This window comes from Fictibacillus sp. 5RED26 (assembly GCF_015903895.1).
Classification (GTDB): Bacteria; Bacillota; Bacilli; order Bacillales; family Fictibacillaceae; genus Fictibacillus; species Fictibacillus phosphorivorans.
Genome location: NZ_JACZDU010000001.1, coordinates 1006291 through 1030908, shown reverse-complemented (window position 1 = coordinate 1030908; position 24618 = coordinate 1006291). Strand labels below are relative to the sequence as shown.

Below are 24618 nucleotides of genomic sequence, written 5' to 3'. Positions count from 1 at the left end.
TCTGTCATTCCTTCTATTTAAGGAAATTATTTTAATAGTCCGTAACGAATACGCCACTTTTCTTTCTTTGTTGTTCCCTCAATCGCGATGAGCTTACTCCTGCCGAATCCTCTTACAGATAGCTCATCACCTTCCATCATTTCAGTTGAAACATGGTCGACGATCTTATGATTTAATTTAACCCGTCCTTGTTGAATCAAGGGAGATGCTTTTGCGCGAGATAGGTTGTACACTTCGGCGACAATAACATCTAGTCTTAGAGAGGACACAGTCCCGCTCTTTTCGTTATATTCAGTCCTTACTTCTGTCAATTCGTTTTCTTGGATCGTATGTAACTTAATACCTGTCTTTCCGACTTTCGTTAAGTTTAACTCGATAAAACCAGCGATCTCTGTCGCACATATGAACTGAACACGATCTCCTGAAATTAAAATATCACCATACTTCCCTCGTTTAACGCCGATGTTCATCAAAGCCCCTAAAACATCTCTATGTTCGATGGTGGAGAATTTAGCGGGATATTGAATGTCGTAGCAGACTAATTGAAAATCATCGTTTTGAACTTCAAAGTAATCAGGATAGATCAATGCTCTTTTCCGTTCAGAAAAAGAAGAGCCTCCCCATAACGAGAGGCGTACTTCTGTATCGTTTCCAACGATTGTTTTTACGATTTCTTGTTCTCGTGGATCAAGAAAGTCAGTCAGCCTTGGACTATACCTTTCCAACACCTCAGACTTCCAGTTTAAAACACGATCCACAAATTCATGCTCTTCTGGTCTGTAATGCTGATAGATGCTCATTATAAGACCTATATTGAACGAGCAATCATATCTGCAATCGCAGCTACTCCAAAACGAGCAAAGTGCAGTGCCATTAGAGCTACGATCGGCGAAAGGTCAATCATGCCAAGAGGTGGAATAATCTTTCGGAAAGGAGCTAGATACGGTTCAACGAGTCTTGCGATCACTTGACCGATGGATGACTCACGAGCGTTCGGAAACCAAGATAATAGTATGTACCCGATAATCATGTAATAGTAGATTTGAATAAGAGTTAGTACTACGTCTTCAACTGCATAGATCATATTCAATAATTTTCACCTGCCTGATTTAATCTTCTTCCATCATTTCTGAAATCGTTCCAGAAACGTCAACATTTTCAGGAGTACATAAAAATGTATTCGGTCCTAACTTTTGAATGTCACCACCGATTGCATAAACAGTCCCTGATAAAAAGTCTACGATTCTTTTTGCTTGATCATGCGGAATTCTTTGCAAATTCATAACAACAGCTCGTCGATTTTTTAATTGATCTGCGATATCTTGTGCTTCCGCATATACACGAGGTTCTACGAGTACAACCTTTACTTGTTGTTGAATACTTTGAAGACTGACTACGTTCGGTTTACCTTTTTTCGTATGAGAAGGTGTGATTTCTTCTTCTTCAGGCATTGCTTCTTCCTCATAATCATCTTCATACTCATAATCATCTTCTAGATCAAAAAAGCGCTTGAATTTTGTTTTGATTCCCATCTGTTCCACCTCCTAGAATTCTTTTCCTACTAAACTCGTCCCAATTCTAATAAATGTTGCACCTTCTTCAACAGCAATCGAAAAATCGTTAGACATTCCCATAGATAGCTCTGTACAAGGAGCATGAACCAATTTTAGGTTTTGTATCTCCAATTGAAGTTGCTTTAATGTTGAGAACACGTTTCTGATTAAGGTTTCATCATCAGTAAAAGGTGCCATAGTCATAAGCCCGACAACCTGAATACGATCGTAGTCTTTTAATTTATCGACAAAAGCCACTACATCTTTTACTGGTAAACCTTGTTTGGAATCTTCTTCCGCTACATTAACTTGTACAAAGCAAGAAACGGTTCTGTCTGCTCGTTTTTGAATCTCACTCGCTAAACTCAAACGGTCTAATGAATGAATATAGTCCACATGCTCGATAACATCTTTTACTTTTCTTGTTTGTAAAGTTCCGATAAAGTGCCATTTAACAGGTAGATCTTTCAGAAATTCTTTTTTGGATAACAATCCTTCTATCCTGTTTTCACCAATATGTTCAATACCTGCTAAAACAGCGTCTTTTGTTGTCTCATTACTCACATATTTCGTCACTGCGATTAAATTAACGCCCTTTGAAGACCTGTTTTTTTTCTGGCATGCTCTTTGAATTTCATTAAAGATATGTTCTTTGTTTTCTTTGATACCCAATTCTTGATTAATCCCCTTTCCTGCCTATATAACTCATCATTCTTCCCGTCTTGCCCTTGTCTTTACGATGCGAAAAGAAGACATCATTTTGACAGCTCGTACATTGATCTGAAACGATAATATTTTCAGGCAGTACTCCAGCTCTTAAGAGAAGGATTTCATTCAGTTTCTTCAAGTTTAATTGATAGTTGCCAGCTGCATTTTTTTTATAAACAGTGTCTACAGTATCTCCATCTAAAGCTACTTTTACTTCATTTATTACTCTATCATCTACCTCATAACAGCAATGCCCTATTGAAGGACCAATCGCGGCCAAAATTGACTTAACGTCAACGCTCTCTTTTTCTTGCCAAATGTTGATCATGGCTGGTCCAATTTTTGCAACCGTTCCTTTCCATCCTGCATGAGCAAGTCCGATTAAATTATCATTCGGCGCATAAAAATAGAGAGGAACACAGTCCGCATAAAGAGACGTTAAAAGAATATTTTCATCTGATGTATATAATCCATCTGTATCAGGTATTGCTGTATCAAAATCTAGGGAACCTGATCCTCTGTCTTCTTTAGATACCTTTACAATATTTTCAGCATGAACTTGTTTAGATCCTATCCAATTTTCAACGGGAAACCCGATGTCTTCTGAAAATAATTTGCGGTTTTTTCGGACCTTATCTGGATCATCATTTACATGAAAACCCATGTTCATAGAATGAAAGGCCATTGTACTATTCCCGCCTTCGCGCGTTGTGAAACCCGAAAAAAGTTTAGAATTCAACTTCTGCCAACTCTGTATTGCAAGATGCTTTCCAGATCGTTCAAATGTGTTCATATGTATGTATTCCTCCTGGAAAGTTTTATCTTTATTTTACCACATTTTTAGATAAGAAAGAAAAAAGAACCGTTTATTTCAATTGATCAAACGGTTCTTTAACATATTCATTTAATTCACTTGCTTCCATATGTCTTACAAGAATAACATCTGCGCCGATCTTAACTATATTTCTCCAAGGTATCACGATGTCATTTTCTCTTGCAAAAAAACCAAGCATTTTTCCTGCACCAGGGATGATGATCGCATCTATCTTTCCAGTATTTAAATTGATTTCAAGATCAGCTATGTGACCGAGCTTTTTCCCGTTTGCTACGTTAACAACATCTTTCACTTGAAAATCTGATATTTTATTCATCTGCAATCCCCGCCTCTCTTACAACAGTATATGAAGGACAAAGCTGTTTCATGTTTTTTGTCCAAAAATAAAAAACCCGTAAAAAAACGGGTTTTAACTGCTTTGGATATTTTTATTCATTTGAGAGATGGCTGCTTTTTCAAGCCTTGACACTTGTGCCTGTGATATACCGATCTCATCCGCTACTTCCATTTGCGTTTTCCCTTGAAAGAAACGCATCGTTAAGATCATTTTCTCTCGATCGTTCAAACGGCGCATTCCTTCTTTTAATGCAATTTCTTCAATCCACTGCATGTCCTTTGCTTTATCATCGCTGATTTGATCCATAACAAAGATCGGGTCGCCACCATCATTGTAGATGGGTTCGAATAATGACACTGGATCTTGGATGGCATCAAGTGCAAAGACCACTTCTTCTTTCGGTACATCTAAAGCTTCTGCAATCTGTTGTGCTGTTGGCTCCCGAGATAGTTTGTTCATAAGCTGATCTCGAACTTGCAGTGCTTTGTATGCGATATCCCTTAAGCTTCTAGAAACTCGTATCGGGTTATTGTCTCGAAGATACCGGCGAATCTCACCAATGATCATCGGAACTGCATAGGTAGAAAACTTAACATTCTGACCTAGATCAAAATTGTCTATGGACTTCATCAGCCCTATACAACCTACTTGAAATAAATCATCTACATGTTCTCCGCGGTTGTTGAACCTTTGAATGACACTCAGAACAAGTCTGAGGTTTCCGTTAACCAAAGTTTCGCGTGCATCAGGATCACCTTTATGCATCTTATCAAAAAGAATTCGCATCTCTGGATTTTTTAAAACAGGAAGCTTTGATGTGTCAACTCCGCAAATCTCAACTTTATTTCTTGTCAAGTCTTTTCCCTCCTGCCGGGAGCTAATTTCAAATTAAGTATCACCGAACGGAGGGAAATTTATGCAATTGTCAATTTGGAAAAAAAGCTAGTATTGATTCAAAACCTATATAAAATATGTGCTAAACCATTTTATTAAATTCTTTTTGAAGTCTTTTTATTATTCTTTTTTCTAACCTTGAAATATAAGACTGAGATATACCGAGCATATCTGCTACGTCCTTTTGTGTTTTTTCTTCACCGCCTGAAAGACCGAAGCGAAGTTCCATGATCTGTTTTTCACGATCGTTTAATGTAAACAGTGCTTTCAATAAAAGTTTTCGATCTACATTTGCCTCAATTCTCCGCGTGATAATGTCGTCTTCAGTACCGAGAACATCTGAGAGCAAAAGTTCATTCCCATCCCAATCCACATTTAACGGTTCATCAAACGATACTTCTGAACGCGTTTTGTTGTTACGACGTAAATACATTAAGATTTCGTTCTCAATACACCTTGAAGCATAGGTGGCGAGCTTGATCTTTTTTTCTGGATTGAACGTATTCACTGCTTTAATCAAGCCTATCGTTCCAATACTGATTAAATCTTCAATGTTAATCCCTGTATTCTCAAACTTTCGTGCAATGTATACGACTAAACGGAGGTTTCTTTCGATCAAAAGAGATTTTGCAGCCTGGTCACCAGATGGAAGCTTTTCAAGCAGAACCGCTTCTTCTTCTTTACTAAGTGGAGGCGGTAAGGCTTCGTTTCCTCCGATATAATAGATCTCATCTGACTTGAGCCCCAACTTAAATAATAACTTATACCAATACATTGTCATCTTAAGACGCCACTTATTGAACATGTTAACTCCCCTTTCACATTATCTTCTTTTAAGTACTTTCACGTATCGCTGTTGTTAGGACGCTTGTACATGTTGCAGATACATCTTAGGATGAACGATTGCATCAAACTGACCTTCGCTAGATAATACCGTCCAGCTCAAGCCTATGAGACACTGCGGAGATGCTACCGATACTCCATCCTTATCAATTTCAACGGTATCTGGTTTGATACAAGCTAAAAACTGCTGATGTCCAACTGCACGGTACGGTACGATTCGAAGTCTGTTCAGCCAAGGATGCTCATTGTCATCTGTATTCATGGCAAGCACGTCTTTGGCAGCAGTTCGAATGGTTTCCGGAAAAGAATCACCATGTTTGTTCATATCAAGGATCATGACAGGCATTTTAGAAATGGGATCGTATAATTTATTACCGGTATCAATAAGTCCATTTGCAGATATCAAGATCTGGTCTATTTTGATAGTAACTTTGATAAGACTGTTGGAATCCATTTTTTCCACAGAAATATCATCTACTCTTTTCTTTGAAAAGTACCAAAGAAGAGGAACGCCTGCTACTACAAATAGCCAGCTGACAGGGTCTCCCATGCCTGAACTTTTTGTCGTGATAACACCATTCATAATCACAGCATCACTTTGCATAAAATAGTGAAGACCGAAAATACCTCCACCCGTTACAAAAGAAACAAAATAAAACATAGCGATATTTTTCATGACAAACTTGAAACGCTTAAAGCCAAACGCCACAATCATAATAAAAATCGATAAGATAAATTTCATGATTGGCTGTGAAAATAACATTAGTTCTGGAAAGATTACTAAAAACACATAACTTGAAGCTAATAACGAAGCGAATAGGATTCTCTTTTTCGATGCATTGCGCTTGAGCACATACGCTGTCAGAGAGATTAAAACATAATCAATGCAGAAATTAAGAAACCAAATGACATCCAAATATAGGGTCATTGGTTTTCTCCTTTCTTAATTTTGAAATCAGTATAACGTATAGGTTGTTTGAAAGTCTGTCAGTTTATGAGAGAAGTATAGTTCTTATTTTCTCTATTTTTGTCAAAATAACTTATATGTTAGGTATACGCTTTTCGGACAAGAATATGACAAAATCTAAAACATTTTACGTTAGCTTTGTAGTTTTTGGAAGTGGTTGATTTCCGTTTCAGGTGCTCGCTTTCCGCGGGGCAGACGGTGAGCCACATTCGTACGTTTCACGTATAAGTGTCTCACCTGCCCGCCTGTCCCGCAGGAGTCTCCCACCTTCCACTCCAATTAACTGTTCAATGAAGCATTTTATAAATCTCTCTGTAGCATCATTCTACTTGTCAATATGCCTGTTGTAGAAAAAGACAAGGGGGATAATTTTTTGAAAGGCTGTTTTCCATAGAGTTATTGCTTTAATGTTTTAATCTATTTTTATTCTCTTCCTTTGCATGTTGATTGGAGCGTATGGTTGCCGACTCCTACGGGAAGAGCGGTCAGTACGAAATGTGGAAGTGGCTCGTTCAGCCCCGACCAGCAAAAGTTGAATGGACTAGGAAGGCGCACTTTGCCTTCTTGTCCATTCAACTTTTGACCTCGAGAGGCTAGCCACTGTAACCAGACAGGTGGAGACTCCTAATGGCGCAAAGCGGCAGTCCGAAAAGTGGAAGTGACTCGTTCAGCCCCGACAAGCAAAAGGGAAATGGGCGAGGACGGCGCACTTTGCCTTCTTGACCGTTTACCTTTTGACCTCGAGGGGCTAGTCACTGCAACTAGACAGGAGGCTCACCGCACGCCCCGTGGAAAGCGAGCAACCTGGAGCGGAGATCAACTACTAACAAAACAAAAAAGCATGCTCTCTAAAATAGAGAACATGCTTTCATTTTTGTATTTATCTTCTTCTGTTTCGGCTGCGGTTACGCAAGAATGTTGGAATATCAAGCGTATCTGAATCAGCGTTCGTATAAGAAGTATTTCTTGATTCTTGGCTCTCTTCACGAGTTTGCCCTTGTTGTGACTGGCTTTGTGGTTGAGATTGACTTTGAGAAGAATGAGACTGATTAGAAGTAGGAGCTTGCTGCATTCTAGGACGCTCAGCTCTCTGTTGGTTATTAACCATCTTCTCCGTTTCGTCAAATCCAGTCGCAATAACCGTAACGAGGATCTCATCTTTCAGTTCCTCGTTAATCACGGAACCAAAGATCATGTTTACTTCAGGATCTGAAGCAGATGAAACAATATCTGCTGCTTCGTTCACTTCATAAAGACTCAAGTTAGCTCCACCAGTAATGTTCATCAATACACCTTTTGCTCCATCGATAGATGTTTCAAGAAGTGGAGATGAAATTGCCTTTTTCGCAGCTTCAGCCGCACGGTTCTCACCAGTACCTACACCAATACCCATGAGTGCAGATCCGCGTTCAGTCATGATTGTTTTTACATCGGCAAAGTCAAGGTTGATCAGTCCTGGTACAGCGATCAAATCTGAAATACCTTGTACACCTTGGCGAAGAACATTATCCGCTTCACGGAAAGCTTCTAACATCGGAGTATTTTTATCAACGATTTCAAGTAATCGATCATTCGGGATTACAATTAATGTGTCAACTTTTTCTTTTAATACAGAGATGCCACCAACCGCTTGCGTAGAACGCTTACGACCTTCAAAAGTGAACGGTCTTGTGACAACACCAACTGTAAGAGCGCCAAGATCTTTAGCGATCTCTGCAACTACAGGGGCTGCACCAGTACCTGTACCGCCACCCATTCCAGCTGTTACGAATACCATATCAGCACCGCTAAGTGCTTCTTCGATCTGTTCACGGCTTTCTTCAGCTGCTTTTTTACCGATATCAGGATTTGCACCTGCTCCAAGTCCTCTTGTTAATTTCGTTCCGATCTGCATTTTCACAGGTGCTTTAGAAAGATTCAAGGCTTGTGCATCTGTATTTACACAGATGAATTCTACACCTTGTACACCGTGTTCGATCATACGGTTAACAGCGTTACTTCCTCCGCCACCAACACCAATAACTTTAATTGTCGCCAATTGATCCATATTCATATCAAACTCTAACATGAGCGTTCCTCCTAATGACTAGTTCCTTAGTGTTATTCGAAAAATAAACCAAACCAGTCTTTGACTTTTGATTTCATGCCACCGGATTGTTTTTCTTGGCCCGATTTTTGGCTGGATTGTTGTTTCTTTTTAGGTAAAGGTTCTCCAGCGTTATCAGCTAACGCAGTGGCAACTTCTTTTCCTTGAACTTTAATATTTTTGTGAGTGAATTGGATTAATCCAACACCAGCTGTAAACTTCGGTTCTCTAACCCCGATATAATCCGGCAATGAAACGCGTACGTTCTGCTGGAAGATATCTTGAGCGAGTTCTAGTACTCCTGGAATTGCAGCAACTCCGCCTGTGATAACAAAACCGCCAGGAAGTTCGGAATATCCACGCTGATGCAATTCATCATCAATCATCTCAAATATTTCAGCCATACGAGCTTCAATGATTAATGAGAGCTCGTATTGCGAGATTTCTTGTTCTTGTGAAGAACCAATTTGCGATACTGTAAATGTCTCATCTTTTGACGCATAATCCACGAAAGAGTGACCATGCTTCAGCTTAATCTTTTCTGCATCTTCAGCAGAAGTTCTTAATCCAATGGATATATCTTTTGTGATAAAGTCTCCACCAATCGGAAGGACTGAAGTTAACTGCATGGTACCTTGGTCGAATACAGATAGTGTAGTAGACCCCCCACCAATATCAATTAGTGCTACACCAAGCTCCATCTCATCACGTGAAAGTGCAATCGATGATGTTGCCAATGGCTCTAAACAAATGTCCGCCACTGTTAGTCCAGCTCGTTCTACGCATCGTAATAAATTATGTAAGATCGTTTTGGAACCCGTAATCACTGTTCCTTCCATCTCAAGGCGAACACCTAACATGCCTCGGGGATCAATAATCTCATCTGTACCGTCAACAATAAATTGTCTAGGAATCACATCTATAATTTCGCGTTCTGGAGGCACTGACATAACCTGAGCTGCCTCTATTACTCTAGCGATGTCCTCATCACCGATTTCTCGGTCTTCTCTTGATACCGCAACTACACCGTGGCATGGCTGAAGTTGAATATGGTTCCCTTTTACACCTACGATTACTGCATTTATAGGAATACCTAACATTCTTTCAGCTTGCTCTACGGCTTTTCTTATGGAACGAACAGTTTCGTCAATATCTACAATGGAACCTTTTCTGATTCCAGCTGATTTTGCATGGCCAACACCAATAACATTAAAGGACTCACTAGTCATTTCTCCAATGATCACTTTAATATTGGATGTACCGATGTCTAAACTTACATAAATTTCATTGCTGTTCATTCTGTGGCACCTCCTTACCTTTCATCCAATAAATCTTCTAAATTTTTAAAAATCCCTTGATTTGCGCTTAATTATGGAATAAATTCCACAAACAACGGGTTATCCCTCTTTTTTTTTACCGTTTTTTCAAATTTTTTAGGCCTTTTTGCGTGAATCTGACCATTTAGAAATAATTAAGCGCCTAATAACCGCAATATTATTAAACAGCCTAACACCAAATGCAAAAATTGCAGCTAAGTACAAGTCAATACCAAGGTGAACCCCTAAGTACGCGAGCCCTGCAGCCAATAAAATATTAAAGAAAAAACCTGTAATGAACACTTTATCTTCAAAACTGCCTTGAAGATGTGCACGTATACCACCGAATAAGGTATCAAGTGCAGCTAAGACAGCGATTGATAAATAGTTTGCATATTCTGGAGGGACCCGGATATCAGACATGAAACCTAATAGTAGACCTAATAACAGTCCAAGTACCGGCAACCACATCTTACGTTTCCTCCTTTGCCGGTTTCATAAACTTCACCTTCATATCTTTATCGAAAGCTGGCAAAATAACTTTAGCTGTTTGTTTAGATTCTACAAGAAAATTTTCACGGATAAACTCCTCAACAGCTGGTGAAGCAATGATCTTCTGATGAAGTTTTTCATTGTCTTTTGCCAAAACTCTGATTTCAATTGGAAAAGAAGAAACAGGCTCATTGTTTATGTAAATGTTTCCATTCACTTCCCGGATCGGGGTCTTAGATACGACACGCTGTCCATCTATACTAATCTCTTTTGCATCGTATCGATTTAATTCGTTTACAAGTCTTCTAAGCATATCAGGATCTATTTTAGGAACAGGTTGATCTACTCCAATTAGCTCTTCATTAAAAGGTTCGATCGTTATTACGATTCCTTGTCCGCTAACCGTCGTTAATCCTGCCTGTTTTTTTAAATCCCATAGCGCTTTTTCCATTGCTTGGATTTTTTCGTCTTTCCCTTCACCTTTGTATTGGTTCAGGAGTTCACTATAGCGTTCAAATTCCTCATTAAGCTCCTGCTGACGCTGTTTTTCTTTTTCCAAATCAGCTCTTAACTCCCATAAATCTCTAGTATCCCGAACAACAGGATTGTTTGTGGTCTCAAATTGGATCGCCAGCATTCCGCCAAGTATGAGGGCAATTGTTGCGAACATGAATTGTCTTTCTTTCAACTAACTCATCCCTCTTCCGTAATAAATGGCTCCATCTCGATCGCGCTTTCTTGCTCCACCCTTACTTCTACTCCGTCATTGACAATTTTATCGACGATATACAGATTCAAAGATTTCTCTAGGGTTGTTGATTTTCCTATTGCTGTTATAACAAAAGGTGCAGGATATTGGTTACCATCCACAGAAACGACCGGACCGATACAAGCGATATACGTATCATGAGAGATCCTCTGACCGTTTATCGCAATTGCTTCTGCACCTGAGACGTGAAGTTCGTCAATGACACTTCTTATATGTTCTTCATGGACGATATAATCGTTAGGGTTCTCCCCTTCCGGTATATAGGAGGAATCTTGCAGAGTAACTTCTACCCCCTCCCCTTTCACCTTTACGTTTCCTACTACCATTCTGAGCTCTTTTAAATCTTCTACTAGTTTAGAAGATATCTCCTCTTGATCAGCCAGCTTATTCTCTTTCTTCTCAACATTTTGCTGCAGATTTTGAAGACCGCCTGCTAATTCTCTATTCGTTTTTTGAAGATTTAAAATTTGGCTTCGCAATGAATCTTCTTTTTTCCATTCATTGTTCTCTACAACATTTTGCTTTTCAATCTGTGCTCTCTGATAGGAGAAAGATAATATGAACCCGGTAACGAGAAGGATTAAAGATAGGAAAAGATGCGTCCCTTTAATTTTGCTCATTACTTTCCTCCACTTGGTTGTATCGTTCAAAACGTGTGCTGATTCCTAAATAGAACGTACCTTTTTCATCAGGCTTTAGCTCACTCACTAAAGACGGATAAGCAGTCAGCCTTTCTGAAAACTTAGAGATCGTTGTCACTACTTTGTTTCCATCCGTCATAAACAATGTGAGTTGACTTGAATTGTTGGATGAAGGTGTATGTGTGATCTCGGATATACGGTGAATGATTCCTTCAGGTAGCTTTTGCAGTTCCTGAGCCATCATCTCTAATTGTTCAGGGTCACTCCAGCTTACAATTACTGGTGCATTTACAGGTCTCTCATTTTTCTTAAGAGGATCTAACATCTTCCCGTTTTGAAGCATCGGATAGTATATGTTTTCTTTCCTGAAATACCCAACCCGCTGAAATTCACTCACTTTAATTATAACTTGATTAAAAAATTTCTTTTGGATTGAAACTGAGCTCACCTCTGAAATACCTTCGAGCCGCTTCATAATTTCTTCTTCAGATACATTCAAATACTTTGTCTTTGTAGTAATTTCACTTTTTTCAAGAATCTCATTGTCGGTTACAAAATAGTTGCCTGAGACGGTAATTTTCTTCACATGACTAAGATCAGATTGAAAATAAACGACGACCAACAATAACAGGAAGAAAAAGGACAAGTAATAAATAAGACGACGATTTGCTTTTTGTTTGCGATGTTCTTTCAGCTTCGGAATTCGGTCCTCAATCTTGACAACCTTTACCTTGTCCATCCTCTTCCTCCGTTTTATAAGTTAGTACAAGAAACATTAACGGTTGACAGAAATAAAAGAACTTGGCAGATAGACGCCAAGTCTTCAAAAAGGTACTGATAACAGTCCAACTGTCAGAAGATAACGAAATGTAAAATCCGTTTTGAAACGTCAAAAGTTAATTTTTTCTTGTTCTTTGTATTATAGCACGGATATGCCGCAATTCAGCACTATTTATCCAATTTTTTGTTAATCATTTCTACCAATGATCTCAACTTCCGTATGAAGCTCAACACCATGCTTTTCTTTGATCGTTTTTTGTATATAGCTGATCAGATCCAGCACGTCTTTTGCTTTTGCATCTCCAGTATTCACAATAAAATTAGCATGCATCTCAGAAACTTGTGCACCGCCTACTTGTGTTCCTTTAAGCCCCGATGTCTCTATGAGATGTCCTGCATAATTTGGCAGCGGATTACGGAACACACTTCCACAGCATGGATAGTTCCATGGCTGAGTGTTTCTGCGATAATCTTTATTTTTCTTAAGCTCTGCCATGATGGTCTCTTTATCACCTTTATCCAATACGAGTATGACTTCTACACAGATTCCACCTGTTTCTTGAAGGACAGAAGTACGATATGAGAAGTGCAATTCTTCGTTAGAAAGCCATTTAAGCTCACCGTCAGGCAATAAAATCAAAGCTTTCTCAACGATCTTTGACATATCAGATCCATGCGCACCCGCATTCATGAACACAGCTCCACCAACTGACCCTGGAATACCAGCAGCAAATTCAAGGCCCGTATATGCTTCACGTGACATTACAGTCGCAAGCGGAATAAGCGAATATCCTCCGCCAACTCTAATCGTGTTATCATTTTTTTCAAGGTGGTTGATCCCCTCCCCTACCTTGATGACAACCCCTTCGATTCCTCCGTCTGCAACAAGAAGGTTAGACCCTCTACCGATTGCACGTATCGGTGCGTTTGCTTCTTTTATATAACTTAATGCTTTTTTTAGACATTCAATATTTTTTGGTTCATAAAAAAGATCAGCTGGCCCACCAATTTTTAATGTGGTGTGATTTTTTAATGGCTCATTTACTAGGACAGTACCTAGATCTTCACTTTTTAATTTCTCAGCTAATTGGCTATACATCATTAAAAACCCCCTACGTTCATACGCATCGTTCTATTTATATGCTATGCGTTAATCTTTTCCATGTTTTCAATGTCCTTAAACATCGACAAAGTAGTATTCGTCAGAACTAACGATTTTGTTTCTTACTTTTTATTTTCCTTAAAAATTTTAAAATGCTTTCGTTATGATTTATTAGTTGCTTCTTTGATTAATTGACAAAGGGTTGTAGTACTACTGCTGGTTTAACACAACCTATATAATTGATTTTTTCTTCCTAGCAAGCTGATTGTAGTGGAAGGTTGCCGACTCCTACGGGACGAGCGGTCAGGTGGAGACTCCTAATGGCGCAAAGCGGCAGGAGGCTCACCGTTCGCCCCGTGGAAAGCGTGCAACCTGGAGCGGAAATCAGCAACTAACATAAGCAAAATGATATACGAAAACAAGCTATCAAAAAATGACTCTAGAAAAAGAAGTTACCCTGCCATAATTGACAGGGTAACGTCTTTAAATCGCTATGTTTAGAATAAGAGAATTTCCTTTGAAACTCAAGTTTTAATACCTTGAATAACGGCTAATATTTAGGATTACTCCGATTGATGCGAGCATGAGTGTTAATGAGGATCCTCCATAACTTAAAAACGGCAACGTAATTCCAGTTACGGGCATCAAACCTGTTACTACTCCAATATTAATCATCACCTGTATAGCGACCATCCCAATAATCCCAATAGCTAAAAAGCTACCGAATAGATCAGGAGCACCTAAAGCGATTCTGATTCCACGCCATAAGAGAAGGCTAAACAGGATCAATACAAAAACAGCGCCGATAAAACCAAGTTCCTCTGAGAGAATCGCAAATATAAAATCCGTTTGCGGTTCTGGGAGGTAACCAAATTTTTGTCTACTCTGACCTAATCCTAATCCTAGCAGACCACCAGGTCCGAGCGAATAGAGAGACTGGATTATCTGAAACCCGCTTCCTAAAGGATCGCTCCAAGGATCGAGAAAAGAAGTAATCCTCTTAATCCGGTATGGAGCAGAAATAATTAATCCCGCAAGTCCGATAAGACCGATTAAAGCCATACCTACAAAATGAGAGATACGCGCACCTGCAACAAAGACCATCACGATGCTTGTTCCTACCATCACGGCCCCTGTTCCTAGATCGGGCTGAAGCATGATCATTCCAAAAGCGATCATCACTAATCCAAGAGTAGGCACTAAACCTTTTTTTAGAGAAGTGATCTTTTTTTGATGCTCCGATAGATACTTAGCTAGAAATGTAATCATGGCTAGTTTCATAAATTCAGACGGCTGTATGGAAAAAGCACCTACACCAATCCAGCTTCTAGCACCACCACGAACCATTCCAATACCTGGGACAAGAACTGCGATCAATAATACAAAACAAATAATCAGAAGAATCTTAGACCAGACTCTCCACGTCATGTAATTGATGTTCATGATAAAAAACATCGCTGCGATACCTACACCGGCAAATAACAATTGTCGCTTTGCAAAAAAGAACGCATCATCAAACTTATATAGTCCTAAATCTGCACTAGCGCTATAAACCATTATTATACCGATCGATAACAACATAAGCGTAACTACAATCATTATGATATCAGGGGTTGATTTCGTTGCAGGCAAAGGGAAACACCTCAACTCTTCTTATTTGTACAAACCTTATTTAAGTTTATGCACAGAGTTGATAAACATGTCCCCTCTTTGTTCGAATGTCTTATATTGATCCCAGCTTGCACAAGCAGGAGACAATAATATAACATCCTCTTCAGCAGATAAACTGTACGCAAGGGGAACAGCATCTTCCACATTATCAGCACGTTTTATCGTTTCTATTCCTGCCTGTTTTGCTGTTTCAGCTAGTTTGTCAGCTGTTTGTCCAAAAGTAACGATTGCTTTTACATTTTTTAGTGACGGTAGCAGATCATCAAAAGAATTACCACGATCAAGTCCACCTGCTAGTAAGATTACAGGTTGTTCAAATGCAGACAACGCTGCATTCGTCGCTAATATATTGGTTGCTTTTGAGTCGTTGTAAAAACGTCTGCCGTTAAACTCACCCACATACTGCAAACGGTGTTTAACCCCAGGAAACGTAGTTAGAACCTGATGAATTTGTTTTAAAGTTGCACCCGCTAATAACGATGCAGCTACAGCTGCCATAATGTTTGAGAGATTGTGATTACCTGGTAACACGATTTCACTCAACATAATAACTTTTCGCTCTTGAAAATAAAGCACACCTTCTTCAACATAAACGCCGCTCTCAATTTTTTTCGACACAGAAAAAGGAATATGTTGAGCCTTGGAATCTTTCATTAAACGTGTGACACGTTCATCATCTGCGTTATAGATCATATAATCAGAGGAATCTTGATTCTCAGTGATCTTAGCTTTGGCTTTTCCATATTCATCAAGAGAACCGTGGTAATCTAAATGTGCTTCAAATAAGTTCAGAAAAACAGCGATCTGTGGTTTAAATCGCTCTGTTCCCATCAACTGAAAGCTTGAAAGTTCAGCTACTAATATATCGTTCTCAGTAGACTCCGCAGCAACTTCGGAGAATACAGTGCCTATATTCCCGGCTACGATTGGTGTCTTTTCACTGTTTTTCAACATATCACCAATAAGGGTAGTGGTTGTTGTCTTTCCGTTTGATCCTGTAATCGCAATAATCGATGCGTCTGAGATCATACCTGCTATTTCCACTTCTGTATAAACAGGAATGTTTCGTTTTACCGCTTCTTCGATCAAAGGATTTTGATAAGGAATTCCTGGATTCTTAACAATGAAGTCTAACTGGCCGTCTAGTAATGACAACGGATGATCTCCGCAAACTACTTTAATCCCAAGTTTCTCAAGTTTTTCTGCTTCCACATTTCCTTCTCTAGGACTCTTGTCGTTCACCGTTAATTGTGCCCCAAACGAATGAAGCAGTTTTGCACCAGCAAAACCGCTCTTGGCTAATCCTACGATTAAAATCTTTTTGTTTTTAAAAAATGTAGTGTCTTTCATTTATACCCACACCTCTAAATAAATTCCTAATGCTGCAAATACCAATCCTACAAGCCAAAACGTAACAACGATACGCCATTCACTCCAGCCGGATAGTTCGTAATGATGATGAAGCGGACTCATTTTAAAGACACGCTTACGAGTTAGTTTAAATGAGGCTACTTGAATCATTACAGAAAGCGTTTCGATTACAAAAACACCACCAATAATAACAAGTAAGATCTCAAGCTTCGTTAGTATCGCTACGGCACTAATCGCGCCTCCTAGCGCGAGTGAGCCTGTGTCTCCCATAAATACTTTTGCAGGGTGTGCATTAAAAACTAAAAAGCCAAGTACCGCACCAACCACAGCCACACAGAAAATGGCAGCTTCAAATTGAAGAATGGTAGAAGATAACACGGCAAATGCACCAAAAGCTATAGCAGCTGTTCCTGCCAACAATCCATCTAATCCGTCCGTAAGGTTTACTGCATTAGAAGCTCCGATTAACATGAATACCACCAACACAGGATAAAACCATCCTAAATCAAATGAAAAATCTGTTCCGGGAACTGAAATTTCAGTCGAGAAATCAATGGCTCTTAAACCAAAGAAAAAAAGAGCTGCAATAATCAATTGACCTACTAACTTCTGTTTCGATGTTAAACCGAGATTTCGTTTCTTGACAACTTTAATAAAATCATCTAAAAATCCAATAAGTCCGTATCCTAAAGTGACAAGGATAAGTAAATGGGTTTCTGCTGTAACTGCAAAAAACTTCGCAGTCATCGCATATGTTGCGATAACAAGGGCTAAGACGATTACGATCCCGCCCATAGTAGGTGTACCTTGCTTTTTTTGGTGAGATTTTGGACCTTCATCACGTATGCTCTGCCCAAATTTTAATCTTCTTAAAAACGGGATAAAAAAGGGTGAACTTAATACCGCGATTAAGAAGGATGCAACTAATGTAAATAATAAGACTTGCTCAATCATTTTTTCGACTCCTGTTCTTTCTCTACAAATTTCGAGACAAGGGTTTCTAATACCATCCCTCTTGATGCTTTAAAAAGAATAGCAGTGTCTTTTGATAATAAACTAGCTATTGGTTCTTCCGCTTCTTCTTTTGTTAGACATTGAATAACCTCAAGGTCTTTACGTTTTTGTTTTTTTAGTTCATCTGCAATCCAAGCACCTTTTTGCCCCACACATATCACATGAGAGATCGTATCATCCACATGCTTAGCCATGTTTCGATGCATCTCTTCCTCATTTGAGCCTAATTCATACATATCTCCAAGAACAGCGACTTTTTGAGAATAATCCTTCAGGTCAGCAAGTGTCTCTAGAGCAGCAATCATACTAGTTGGACTAGCATTATAGGCATCATTGATAAGTAGTGTATCCTTCTTGCCGCTTTTCATTTCAAGACGCATGGATGTAACTTTAAGGCTTTCAAGTCCTTCTAATATTTTATTTTCTTCTATATTCAAGTAATGCCCTACAGCTATGGCATATGCAGCATTTTTTATGTTATGACGCCCTAGCATTGGTATCCGATACACAGTAGTACCTTCTTCTAAAGTAAACGTTACACCATGTACATCTGTCTTAAGGTTAGATAACTTCAGTGTATTTGAATCACCGAAACCGACTTGTAACACGTTCTCACCTTTGACATGTGAAAGAAGCGGTTCATCTCCATCGATGATAAACAGCCCGCCTTGTTTTAATCCATCTGCAATCTCATGTTTTGCTTTAGCGATTCCTTCACGACTACCAAGTTGTTCAAGATGGCTTTCACCGATATTCGTGATAACAGCAACATCTGGTTCTGCGATCTTACTTAAAAGAGAGATCTCTCCATAATCACTCATACCCATTTCCAGGATTAGTACTTCAGTATTTTCTTCCATCGCAAGAATGGTTAGAGGCATTCCAATATGGTTGTTGTAATTACCTTGTGTTTTAAATGTCTTAAAGTTTGCTGACGAAACACTTTCTATCATATCTTTTGTCGTTGTTTTTCCGTTACTGCCCGTTACAGCTACAACGACAGGGTTGATTTTCTTCAAGTAATATTTTGATATTTCCTGTAAAAACTTCACAGTGTCTGTTGTGTATAGAATCGGAAAATCTTCTGGCAATCCTTCAGGAAGATCTTTTCCTTCCTGCCAGATCGTAGCTGTGCATCCTTGTTGAATCGCATTTAGCAAAAAATCATGTCCATCAAAGCGCTCGCCGGCTATCGGTAGATATAGAGCATTCTCGCTTTTAAGTCTTGTATCTTTTGAAACACCTTCTAATATAAGGTTCTCATACTTTCCACTCGCCCGATCTGCTAATGAGACCAGTTCTTTAAAATCTAATTTCATTTTTTCACCGCCTTAATTGCTTCCCTTGCTACGACTCTATCATCAAACTCTAATATGTCTTTACCAATGATCTGATATGTTTCGTGACCTTTACCGGCTATAAGTATAACATCGTTTGCACTAGCATGTTCAACCGCATGTTCTATTGCTTTTTTTCGGTCAGGGATGGTTACATAATTCCCACCATCCACACCCTCTTCCATATCTTTTAAGATTTGAAGAGGATCTTCTGTTCTCGGATTATCACTTGTGAAGATAGCATGATCAGCTAAGTTTGCTGCAATTCCTGCCATAAGTGGGCGCTTCGTCTTATCACGGTCACCGCCACACCCAACGATCGCTGTTATTTTTCCTGTAGCAAATTCTTTAATGGTTCGTAACACATTTTCTAAACTGTCAGGTGTGTGTGCGTAATCAACGATCACAGTAAAATCTTGACCTGCTAGTACGGGTTCAAATCTGCCTGAAACTCCAGATACTTCTTTTAAACTTGTAAGAATTTGATCCAAATCTAATCCAGACAACAAACACGCCGTTGTTGCTGCAAGCACATTATAGACGGAGAACTTTCCGATAAGCTTCAATGTAACTTCTCTTGTACCAATAGGTGTATGGAGAGTAAACGTAGTGCCTTGTGATCCAATCATTATATTGGTTGCGCGAACGTCACTATCGTTGTCGATCCCATAAGAAACAACCTGTGCGGAAGTAACTCTCTCAAACATTCTTGAAGCTGGATCATCATTATTAAGTACAGCTACTTTACGATCTGTTCTGCTATAAGTGTTGCCCATTTGTGAAAATAGAAGACTCTTTGCAAACTGGTATTCTTCCATATTTTTATGGTAGTCCAAATGATCTTGTGTCAGGTTTGTAAAAACAGCAATATCAAAGTCACATCCCCAAACTCTTCCTTGAACAAGGGCATGCGAAGAGACCTCCATGACAGCTGCTTCTACTTTTTCTTTGGTCATCTGATAAAAAGCATTCTGCAAAAATAATGAATCAGGTGTAGTATTTGCTACTTTAAAGCTTTGATCTTTTATTTTCATTTCAATCGTACCGATCATTCCAGTGCTTTTCCCAGCATCTCGTAAAACTTTTTCAATGAGATGTGAAGTTGTCGTCTTACCATTCGTACCAGTTATTCCGATCAAATGAAGTTTTTGTGAAGGGTGTCCATAAAAGGCATCCGCTAAAACCGATAGTGCTTTTTTTGTGTTTTTCACTTTTATAACAGGAATGTTAACATCGATATCTTTCTCTGCTAATATAGCAGCAGCTCCGTTATTTGCCACTGTTTGGGCAAAATCATGGCCATCAAACAAAAGTCCTTCCATACAAACAAAAAGGCAGCCTTTCCCAGCTTTCCTGGAATCCATTTCAATGGAGGTAATTTCAGGATTGGCTTGGATATCCATTTCATAGTTCACTAAATATGTAAGCAGTTCTTTTAATTCCATTAATCCTGATCTCTCCTCTAATCATCGTTAAGCCTATATTATAAAAAAAAGTGTTGTTATCGCATATGCTGTTGCTCATAGAAAGGGTCTCTTTACCGTGTTATCTTCTTTGGCTTTAAATGAGTACGCTAAAAGTATCATCTTTCTATAAAAGAGCTGTTTATATGCATCTTTAAAGAAAATAAGCCAAGGCAAGATTCCGCGCTTGGCTATGTGTACATTCTTTATTTTAATCTTCCACTTCTTTTTTGTCACCCAAAAATAAACGTATCGTCTTGCCAGCTTCTAGCTTTACGCCAGCTTTAGGAGCTTGCTGTACGATATAATTCCCTTTTCCGGAAGTTTCTATCTTGAGATTATACAACAAATTTGTTAACTCTTTTGTTTGTTTACCTACTAAATCTGGAACGACTACCTCAGGAGCATCGAGCCATGTCTTTTCTTTTTCGATCTGATCTTTTTGCTTTTTGACACCCATGGCAGAAAGACTGTCTTCAATAATATTTCCTACGATTGGTGCTGCCACAATTCCACCAAATTGAAGGGTTTCTTTTGGATTATCTATAGCCACATAAACAACGATCTCTGGATTATTGGCAGGAGCCATGCCGATAAAAGAGACAATATGGTTGTTTTTTAAATAGACACCGCCTTCAGCCTTCTGAGCAGTCCCAGTTTTTCCTCCGACACGATAACCATCTACGAATGCATTCTTCCCAGTCCCTTGAGCTACAACACTTTCAAGTGCTCGCCTTACTTCTTTAGACGTTTCTTCAGAGATCACTTTTCTTTTGAGTTTTGGAGTCTGCTTACTAACTACTTTTCCAGTGATAGGGTCAACTAATTCTTTAGCTATATATGGTTCGTACAAATAGCCTCCGTTTACGGCCGCAGACACAGCTGCTACTTGCTGAATCGGAGTCACAGAAACACCTTGTCCGAACGCGGTTGTTGCAAGTTCAAGTGGACCAACACGATCTAAAGAGAATAAGATTCCTTTTCCTTCACCCGCCAAATCAACACCTGTCTTTTCTCCAAACCCAAAATCTTTTATATACTCAAAAAGTTTATCCTTTCCTAAACGTTGACCAAGGATAACGAAACCGGGGTTGCAAGAGTTTTGTACACCTTCTAAAAAGGTCTGACTGCCATGCCCTCCTGCTTTCCAGCATTTAAGCTTCCTCCCTGCAACTTCAATAGAGCCAGGGTCGTGAAAATGATCTTTATCTAGATCAACTTTACCTTCTTCAAGAGCAGCAGCAAGCGTAATGATCTTGAAGGTAGATCCTGGTTCATATTGAGCCCACACTGGCAGATTCCGATTGTATACTTCTGGTGATACACGCTTGTACTCTTCTGGATCAAAATCTGGCCGAGAGCTCATGCCAAGAATTTCTCCTGTATTCGGATTCATCGCAATGGCGATTGCGCCATCAGGATCATAGGTGGCTTGTGCGATATCGAGCTCTCTTTCAATTATCGTTTGAACACGTGAATCTGTTGTTAACCTAAGGTCGTATCCATCTTTTGGTTTTTCATACTTGTCCGATAATGAAGGCATTCTGCGTCCTCGTGCATCTGAAAAGAAGGATATATGACCTTTTTCACCATTGAGTTGTTCGTCATAATAAAGTTCTAGACCCGTAAGCCCTTGACTGTCGATCCCAGCAAAACCTAATACATGAGATAGGTAAGATCCGTATGGATAATGCCTTTTGCTGTCTTCTGCAACAAAAACACCTGGCAGATTCAACGCTTCAACTTCTTTTGCTTTCGTATTGCTGATTTTTCTTCCTCCATTATCAATCCTAACGATGGAAGCTTTCTTAGTGAGTCGTTGATACACTTCTGTTTTTGATATATTTAACAGTGCTGCTAACTTTTCAGCTGTTTCATTTGGTTCTTTGATCTGTCTTGGAACGACAAAGACGGTAGGAGCACTAATATTTGTCGCGAGTACCACATCATTACGGTCTAAGATCTTTCCTCTTTTTGGTTCAAAGGGAATATCTCTGCTCCAAGAATCAAGCGCTTGATCTGTCAACATATCTCCAAGCACAAATTGAACGTAGCCTAGTCTTACAGAAATGACAAAAAAGAAAGCTATTCCAAAAACAAGAACAAAAATTAAGCGCCTGCGTACAGTTACATTCGAAACTCGCACACACAATACCTCCCTTGTATGTCTCGTTTCAAATATATGCTTGTACACAAGCGCCTAGAACATTTAGTCTGTTACCGGTAACTCTTCTTGAGCGTCTTCATTCGTAGATTCGGTTTCTTCAACGTTCTCTTGTTCTTCGGAATCCGTCTCTCTTCCTGTTACTTTTGGTGGTTCTAATTGAACAACAAAGAAATCTCCTTCTTTGACGGGGTTACCAGGTTTGATGCTTTGTTTAACTGCAAAACCACTTCCTGTTATTGTTTCTTTCAACCCAAGAAGTTTACTAATCCTTAAAATATCCATGTAGGACCAGTCTTTTACATCAGGCATCTTGGCATCACCAGATGTTCTCAAGATGACTCTTTCACCTTTCATCACATAAGCCCCTTCATAAGGTTCCTGGTTTGTTATATCGTTACCTGAACCGATGACGGAAACTTGCATGCCTAGTTTTTCTAAGTCACTTTTTGCTTTCTCAGCAGACTGACCTGTGTAATCCGGTAATTCTTTACCATAAGATTTCTTTACTTTGGTAGACTTATCGTTGACTTTGGCTTGGGGCTGAATGTTTAAATATTGCAGCCCACTTTTCATAACACTTGTAAAAATATTCGCAACAGGTGTAGAACCCATCTCAGGGAACTCAACCTTTGGTCGCTCAACAGCCACATAAACTAGTAGTTTAGGGTCATCTTTAGGTGCCATACCTAAGAAAGAAAATACGTTTTCTCCCCAACCAGAGATATACTTACCGTCTTTTCCTACGATCTGTGCTGTTCCTGTTTTTCCAGCTACACTATAACCGTCGATCATATAAGGCTTACCCGTTCCATCTGTTACTACTGTTTCTAAAATATCTCTTACTTGTTTTGATGTTTCTTCAGAGATCGGCTTACCTGCAACTTTCGGTTCATTTGATAGCACCGTCTTCTTCGTTTCCGGGTCCATGATCTTGTCGATTACGTATGGTCTCATCATCTTACCGCCATTCGCAATCGCTGTTGCAGCTTGAATCTGTTGAATCGGCGTAATCGTTGTTCCTTGCCCGAAAGCTGTTGTAACTTTCTCTATCTCATAGTTATAAAGAACTGATCCGCTCTTCTCATTCGGCAAATCAATATTCGTCTTTTGATCCAGTCCAAATTTCGAGAGATAACTTCTATATTTCTCATAACCTAGCTTTTCACGTACAAGTTTAGAGAAGGCTACGTTAGAAGAGTTTTGAACCCCTTCGTTATAAGTAATGGGTCCCCATCCTCTTTTATTATGATCATAGATCGGTCTCCCGATGTTCGGAAGCTTATACGAACCAGATTGGAACACCTCATTACCGTTATACTTACCTTCTTCAATGGCAGCTGCCAAAGTAAAGATCTTCATCGTTGATCCTGGTTCAAAAGGATAAGAAACAGCAAAGTTCGTATAGTTTGTAATATCCTTTTTGTTCGGATTAAAACTAGGTGAATTACTCATCGCGAGAATTCTTCCTGTTTTCGGATCAGCAACAATTGCGGTGATCTTTTCTGGTTTATATTTCTTAGCAGCTTCTTGCACCGCTTCATCTAAATAAAGTTGAATCTTCTCATCTAGCGTTAAATAAACATCCTGTCCGTGCTTTGGTGGCGTGATCGATTCTTTATTTGCTGGAATTGCTCGGCTGAATGCATCACCGACAAAGGAGATCTTGCCATCTTTTTCTTGTAAGTACTTATCTAACGACTTTTCAAGTCCCATCAGACCAGTCTGTACACCTTCTTCACCGTTTCCAGTGTACCCTAAAACATGAGCTGCGAAGCTTTGATTAGGATAATATCGTCTTGATTCTCTTATAAAATCCACACCAGGAATCTTCATCTTTTCGATCTGTTCTTTTTTACGATAAGAAACTTTTCTTCCAGAAGGAACTTCTACTTGGAACCTGCCTTCTTTACTCAAAAGTTCTTCTAGGTCATCCTTATCAGAATCTAGTACTTTTGATAGTTTTTCAGCAGCTTCTTCAGGATCTTTTATATGGTTTGGATACTTTTTATCAAGAATGGCAATTACGCTGTACGACGGAATATCTTGCGCAATCACTTCACCGTTCCGATCAAACATCGTTCCACGCTTCGCATCTAAAACATCGCTCTTCAACCATTTTCTTTTCCCGTATTCGATTAAGTCTACTCCTTCTGCAGATTGAGAAGAAGCCACGAGAAAGAATTTACTCGTTAATACAAAAAAGAGCAAGGTAAACACAACCATCAGAATACCCGCTCCAACGTTTTTTCTTTTTAATTTCATAACAACACCT

Annotated in this window: 23 protein-coding genes; all 23 read right to left on the bottom strand. The window is 39.2% G+C overall.

The annotated features are described in order from the left end of the window. Window positions 1-26: 26 nt before the first annotated feature. The gene (locus tag IHV10_RS05455; protein ID WP_197127661.1) at window positions 27-800 is read right to left on the bottom strand and encodes an RNA-binding protein; all 774 of its coding nucleotides are present in this window, start codon (window positions 798-800) and stop codon (window positions 27-29) included. An 8-nt stretch (window positions 801-808) separates the two neighbouring features. After that, window positions 809-1084 (bottom strand): YggT family protein, encoded by a 276-nt coding sequence (locus tag IHV10_RS05450; protein ID WP_231618205.1) that lies wholly within the window; start codon window positions 1082-1084, stop codon window positions 809-811. A gap of 25 nt (window positions 1085-1109) precedes the next feature. After that, entirely contained in the window at window positions 1110-1532 is a 423-nt protein-coding gene (locus IHV10_RS05445; protein WP_144700902.1) for a cell division protein SepF, read from the bottom strand. A gap of 12 nt (window positions 1533-1544) precedes the next feature. Then, window positions 1545-2225: a YggS family pyridoxal phosphate-dependent enzyme gene (locus IHV10_RS05440; RefSeq protein WP_197127660.1), complete on the bottom strand. Its 681-nt coding sequence runs from the start codon at window positions 2223-2225 to the stop codon at window positions 1545-1547. A gap of 7 nt (window positions 2226-2232) precedes the next feature. Beyond that, window positions 2233-3054, bottom strand: coding sequence for a peptidoglycan editing factor PgeF (pgeF, locus tag IHV10_RS05435; RefSeq protein ID WP_197127659.1), 822 nt, complete (start codon window positions 3052-3054; stop codon window positions 2233-2235). A gap of 73 nt (window positions 3055-3127) precedes the next feature. Further along, complete coding sequence (locus IHV10_RS05430) at window positions 3128-3412, bottom strand: YlmC/YmxH family sporulation protein (RefSeq protein WP_066289211.1); 285 nt, start codon at window positions 3410-3412, stop codon at window positions 3128-3130. Window positions 3413-3505: 93 nt separating this feature from the next. Next, window positions 3506-4288: an RNA polymerase sporulation sigma factor SigG gene (gene sigG, locus IHV10_RS05425; RefSeq protein WP_066240567.1), complete on the bottom strand. Its 783-nt coding sequence runs from the start codon at window positions 4286-4288 to the stop codon at window positions 3506-3508. 121 nt (window positions 4289-4409) lie between these two features. Further along, on the bottom strand, window positions 4410-5132 hold the full coding sequence (gene sigE / locus IHV10_RS05420) for an RNA polymerase sporulation sigma factor SigE (protein ID WP_137789730.1): 723 nt from the start codon (window positions 5130-5132) through the stop codon (window positions 4410-4412). A gap of 54 nt (window positions 5133-5186) precedes the next feature. Then, on the bottom strand, window positions 5187-6098 hold the full coding sequence (spoIIGA, locus tag IHV10_RS05415; RefSeq protein ID WP_197127658.1) for a sigma-E processing peptidase SpoIIGA: 912 nt from the start codon (window positions 6096-6098) through the stop codon (window positions 5187-5189). A 919-nt stretch (window positions 6099-7017) separates the two neighbouring features. Continuing rightward, window positions 7018-8205, bottom strand: a complete 1188-nt coding sequence (gene ftsZ, locus IHV10_RS05410) for a cell division protein FtsZ (RefSeq protein WP_197127657.1) — start codon at window positions 8203-8205, stop codon at window positions 7018-7020. A gap of 32 nt (window positions 8206-8237) precedes the next feature. Next, on the bottom strand, window positions 8238-9521 hold the full coding sequence (gene ftsA / locus IHV10_RS05405) for a cell division protein FtsA (RefSeq protein ID WP_197127656.1): 1284 nt from the start codon (window positions 9519-9521) through the stop codon (window positions 8238-8240). Between the two features lie 135 nt (window positions 9522-9656). Then, the gene (locus IHV10_RS05400) at window positions 9657-10010 is read right to left on the bottom strand and encodes a small basic family protein (RefSeq protein ID WP_066393455.1); all 354 of its coding nucleotides are present in this window, start codon (window positions 10008-10010) and stop codon (window positions 9657-9659) included. A gap of 1 nt (window position 10011) precedes the next feature. After that, entirely contained in the window at window positions 10012-10719 is a 708-nt protein-coding gene (locus IHV10_RS05395) for a DUF881 domain-containing protein (protein ID WP_197127655.1), read from the bottom strand. A gap of 5 nt (window positions 10720-10724) precedes the next feature. Continuing rightward, window positions 10725-11420, bottom strand: coding sequence for a DUF881 domain-containing protein (locus IHV10_RS05390; RefSeq protein WP_197127654.1), 696 nt, complete (start codon window positions 11418-11420; stop codon window positions 10725-10727). Further along, window positions 11407-12180, bottom strand: coding sequence for a cell division protein FtsQ/DivIB (locus tag IHV10_RS05385; RefSeq protein ID WP_197127653.1), 774 nt, complete (start codon window positions 12178-12180; stop codon window positions 11407-11409). Before IHV10_RS05385 ends, IHV10_RS05390 begins: the two co-directional genes overlap by 14 nt. A 228-nt stretch (window positions 12181-12408) precedes the next feature. Further along, the gene (gene murB / locus IHV10_RS05380) at window positions 12409-13323 is read right to left on the bottom strand and encodes a UDP-N-acetylmuramate dehydrogenase (RefSeq protein WP_231618134.1); all 915 of its coding nucleotides are present in this window, start codon (window positions 13321-13323) and stop codon (window positions 12409-12411) included. A 531-nt stretch (window positions 13324-13854) separates the two neighbouring features. Beyond that, window positions 13855-14955 carry a stage V sporulation protein E gene (gene spoVE, locus IHV10_RS05375; RefSeq protein ID WP_144700917.1) on the bottom strand — a complete coding sequence of 367 codons (1101 nt, stop codon included), beginning with the start codon at window positions 14953-14955 and terminating at the stop codon, window positions 13855-13857. Between the two features lie 36 nt (window positions 14956-14991). Beyond that, window positions 14992-16344 carry a UDP-N-acetylmuramoyl-L-alanine--D-glutamate ligase gene (murD, locus tag IHV10_RS05370; RefSeq protein ID WP_197127652.1) on the bottom strand — a complete coding sequence of 451 codons (1353 nt, stop codon included), beginning with the start codon at window positions 16342-16344 and terminating at the stop codon, window positions 14992-14994. Then, a complete protein-coding gene (gene mraY, locus IHV10_RS05365; RefSeq protein WP_197127651.1) occupies window positions 16345-17319 on the bottom strand; it encodes a phospho-N-acetylmuramoyl-pentapeptide-transferase in 975 nt (324 codons plus the stop codon). Beyond that, window positions 17316-18698 (bottom strand): UDP-N-acetylmuramoyl-tripeptide--D-alanyl-D-alanine ligase, encoded by a 1383-nt coding sequence (locus IHV10_RS05360; RefSeq protein ID WP_197127650.1) that lies wholly within the window; start codon window positions 18696-18698, stop codon window positions 17316-17318. The genes mraY and IHV10_RS05360 overlap by 4 nt, the downstream gene beginning before the upstream one ends. Then, window positions 18695-20161 (bottom strand): UDP-N-acetylmuramoyl-L-alanyl-D-glutamate--2,6-diaminopimelate ligase, encoded by a 1467-nt coding sequence (locus tag IHV10_RS05355; protein WP_197127649.1) that lies wholly within the window; start codon window positions 20159-20161, stop codon window positions 18695-18697. Before IHV10_RS05355 ends, IHV10_RS05360 begins: the two co-directional genes overlap by 4 nt. Before the next feature lie 229 nt (window positions 20162-20390). Continuing rightward, window positions 20391-22325 carry a stage V sporulation protein D gene (locus IHV10_RS05350; protein WP_197127648.1) on the bottom strand — a complete coding sequence of 645 codons (1935 nt, stop codon included), beginning with the start codon at window positions 22323-22325 and terminating at the stop codon, window positions 20391-20393. 63 nt (window positions 22326-22388) lie between these two features. Next, entirely contained in the window at window positions 22389-24608 is a 2220-nt protein-coding gene (locus tag IHV10_RS05345) for a penicillin-binding protein (protein WP_197127647.1), read from the bottom strand. Window positions 24609-24618 lie beyond the last annotated feature (10 nt).

What these genes read in the sequence shown, in the direction of transcription:
- IHV10_RS05455 (WP_197127661.1), bottom strand. Translation starts at nt 800, where the DNA reads ATGAGCATCTATCAGCATTACAGACCAGAAGAGCATGAATTTGTGGAT.
- IHV10_RS05450 (WP_231618205.1), bottom strand. Translation starts at nt 1,084, where the DNA reads ATGATCTATGCAGTTGAAGACGTAGTACTAACTCTTATTCAAATCTAC.
- IHV10_RS05445 (WP_144700902.1), bottom strand. Translation starts at nt 1,532, where the DNA reads ATGGGAATCAAAACAAAATTCAAGCGCTTTTTTGATCTAGAAGATGAT.
- pgeF (WP_197127659.1), bottom strand. Translation starts at nt 3,054, where the DNA reads ATGAACACATTTGAACGATCTGGAAAGCATCTTGCAATACAGAGTTGG.
- IHV10_RS05430 (WP_066289211.1), bottom strand. Translation starts at nt 3,412, where the DNA reads ATGAATAAAATATCAGATTTTCAAGTGAAAGATGTTGTTAACGTAGCA.
- sigE (WP_137789730.1), bottom strand. Translation starts at nt 5,132, where the DNA reads ATGTTCAATAAGTGGCGTCTTAAGATGACAATGTATTGGTATAAGTTA.
- spoIIGA (WP_197127658.1), bottom strand. Translation starts at nt 6,098, where the DNA reads ATGACCCTATATTTGGATGTCATTTGGTTTCTTAATTTCTGCATTGAT.
- ftsZ (WP_197127657.1), bottom strand. Translation starts at nt 8,205, where the DNA reads ATGTTAGAGTTTGATATGAATATGGATCAATTGGCGACAATTAAAGTT.
- ftsA (WP_197127656.1), bottom strand. Translation starts at nt 9,521, where the DNA reads ATGAACAGCAATGAAATTTATGTAAGTTTAGACATCGGTACATCCAAT.
- IHV10_RS05400 (WP_066393455.1), bottom strand. Translation starts at nt 10,010, where the DNA reads ATGTGGTTGCCGGTACTTGGACTGTTATTAGGTCTACTATTAGGTTTC.
- IHV10_RS05390 (WP_197127654.1), bottom strand. Translation starts at nt 11,420, where the DNA reads ATGAGCAAAATTAAAGGGACGCATCTTTTCCTATCTTTAATCCTTCTC.
- IHV10_RS05385 (WP_197127653.1), bottom strand. Translation starts at nt 12,180, where the DNA reads ATGGACAAGGTAAAGGTTGTCAAGATTGAGGACCGAATTCCGAAGCTG.
- murB (WP_231618134.1), bottom strand. Translation starts at nt 13,323, where the DNA reads ATGATGTATAGCCAATTAGCTGAGAAATTAAAAAGTGAAGATCTAGGT.
- murD (WP_197127652.1), bottom strand. Translation starts at nt 16,344, where the DNA reads ATGAAAGACACTACATTTTTTAAAAACAAAAAGATTTTAATCGTAGGA.
- mraY (WP_197127651.1), bottom strand. Translation starts at nt 17,319, where the DNA reads ATGATTGAGCAAGTCTTATTATTTACATTAGTTGCATCCTTCTTAATC.
- IHV10_RS05360 (WP_197127650.1), bottom strand. Translation starts at nt 18,698, where the DNA reads ATGAAATTAGATTTTAAAGAACTGGTCTCATTAGCAGATCGGGCGAGT.
- IHV10_RS05355 (WP_197127649.1), bottom strand. Translation starts at nt 20,161, where the DNA reads ATGGAATTAAAAGAACTGCTTACATATTTAGTGAACTATGAAATGGAT.
- IHV10_RS05345 (WP_197127647.1), bottom strand. Translation starts at nt 24,608, where the DNA reads ATGAAATTAAAAAGAAAAAACGTTGGAGCGGGTATTCTGATGGTTGTG.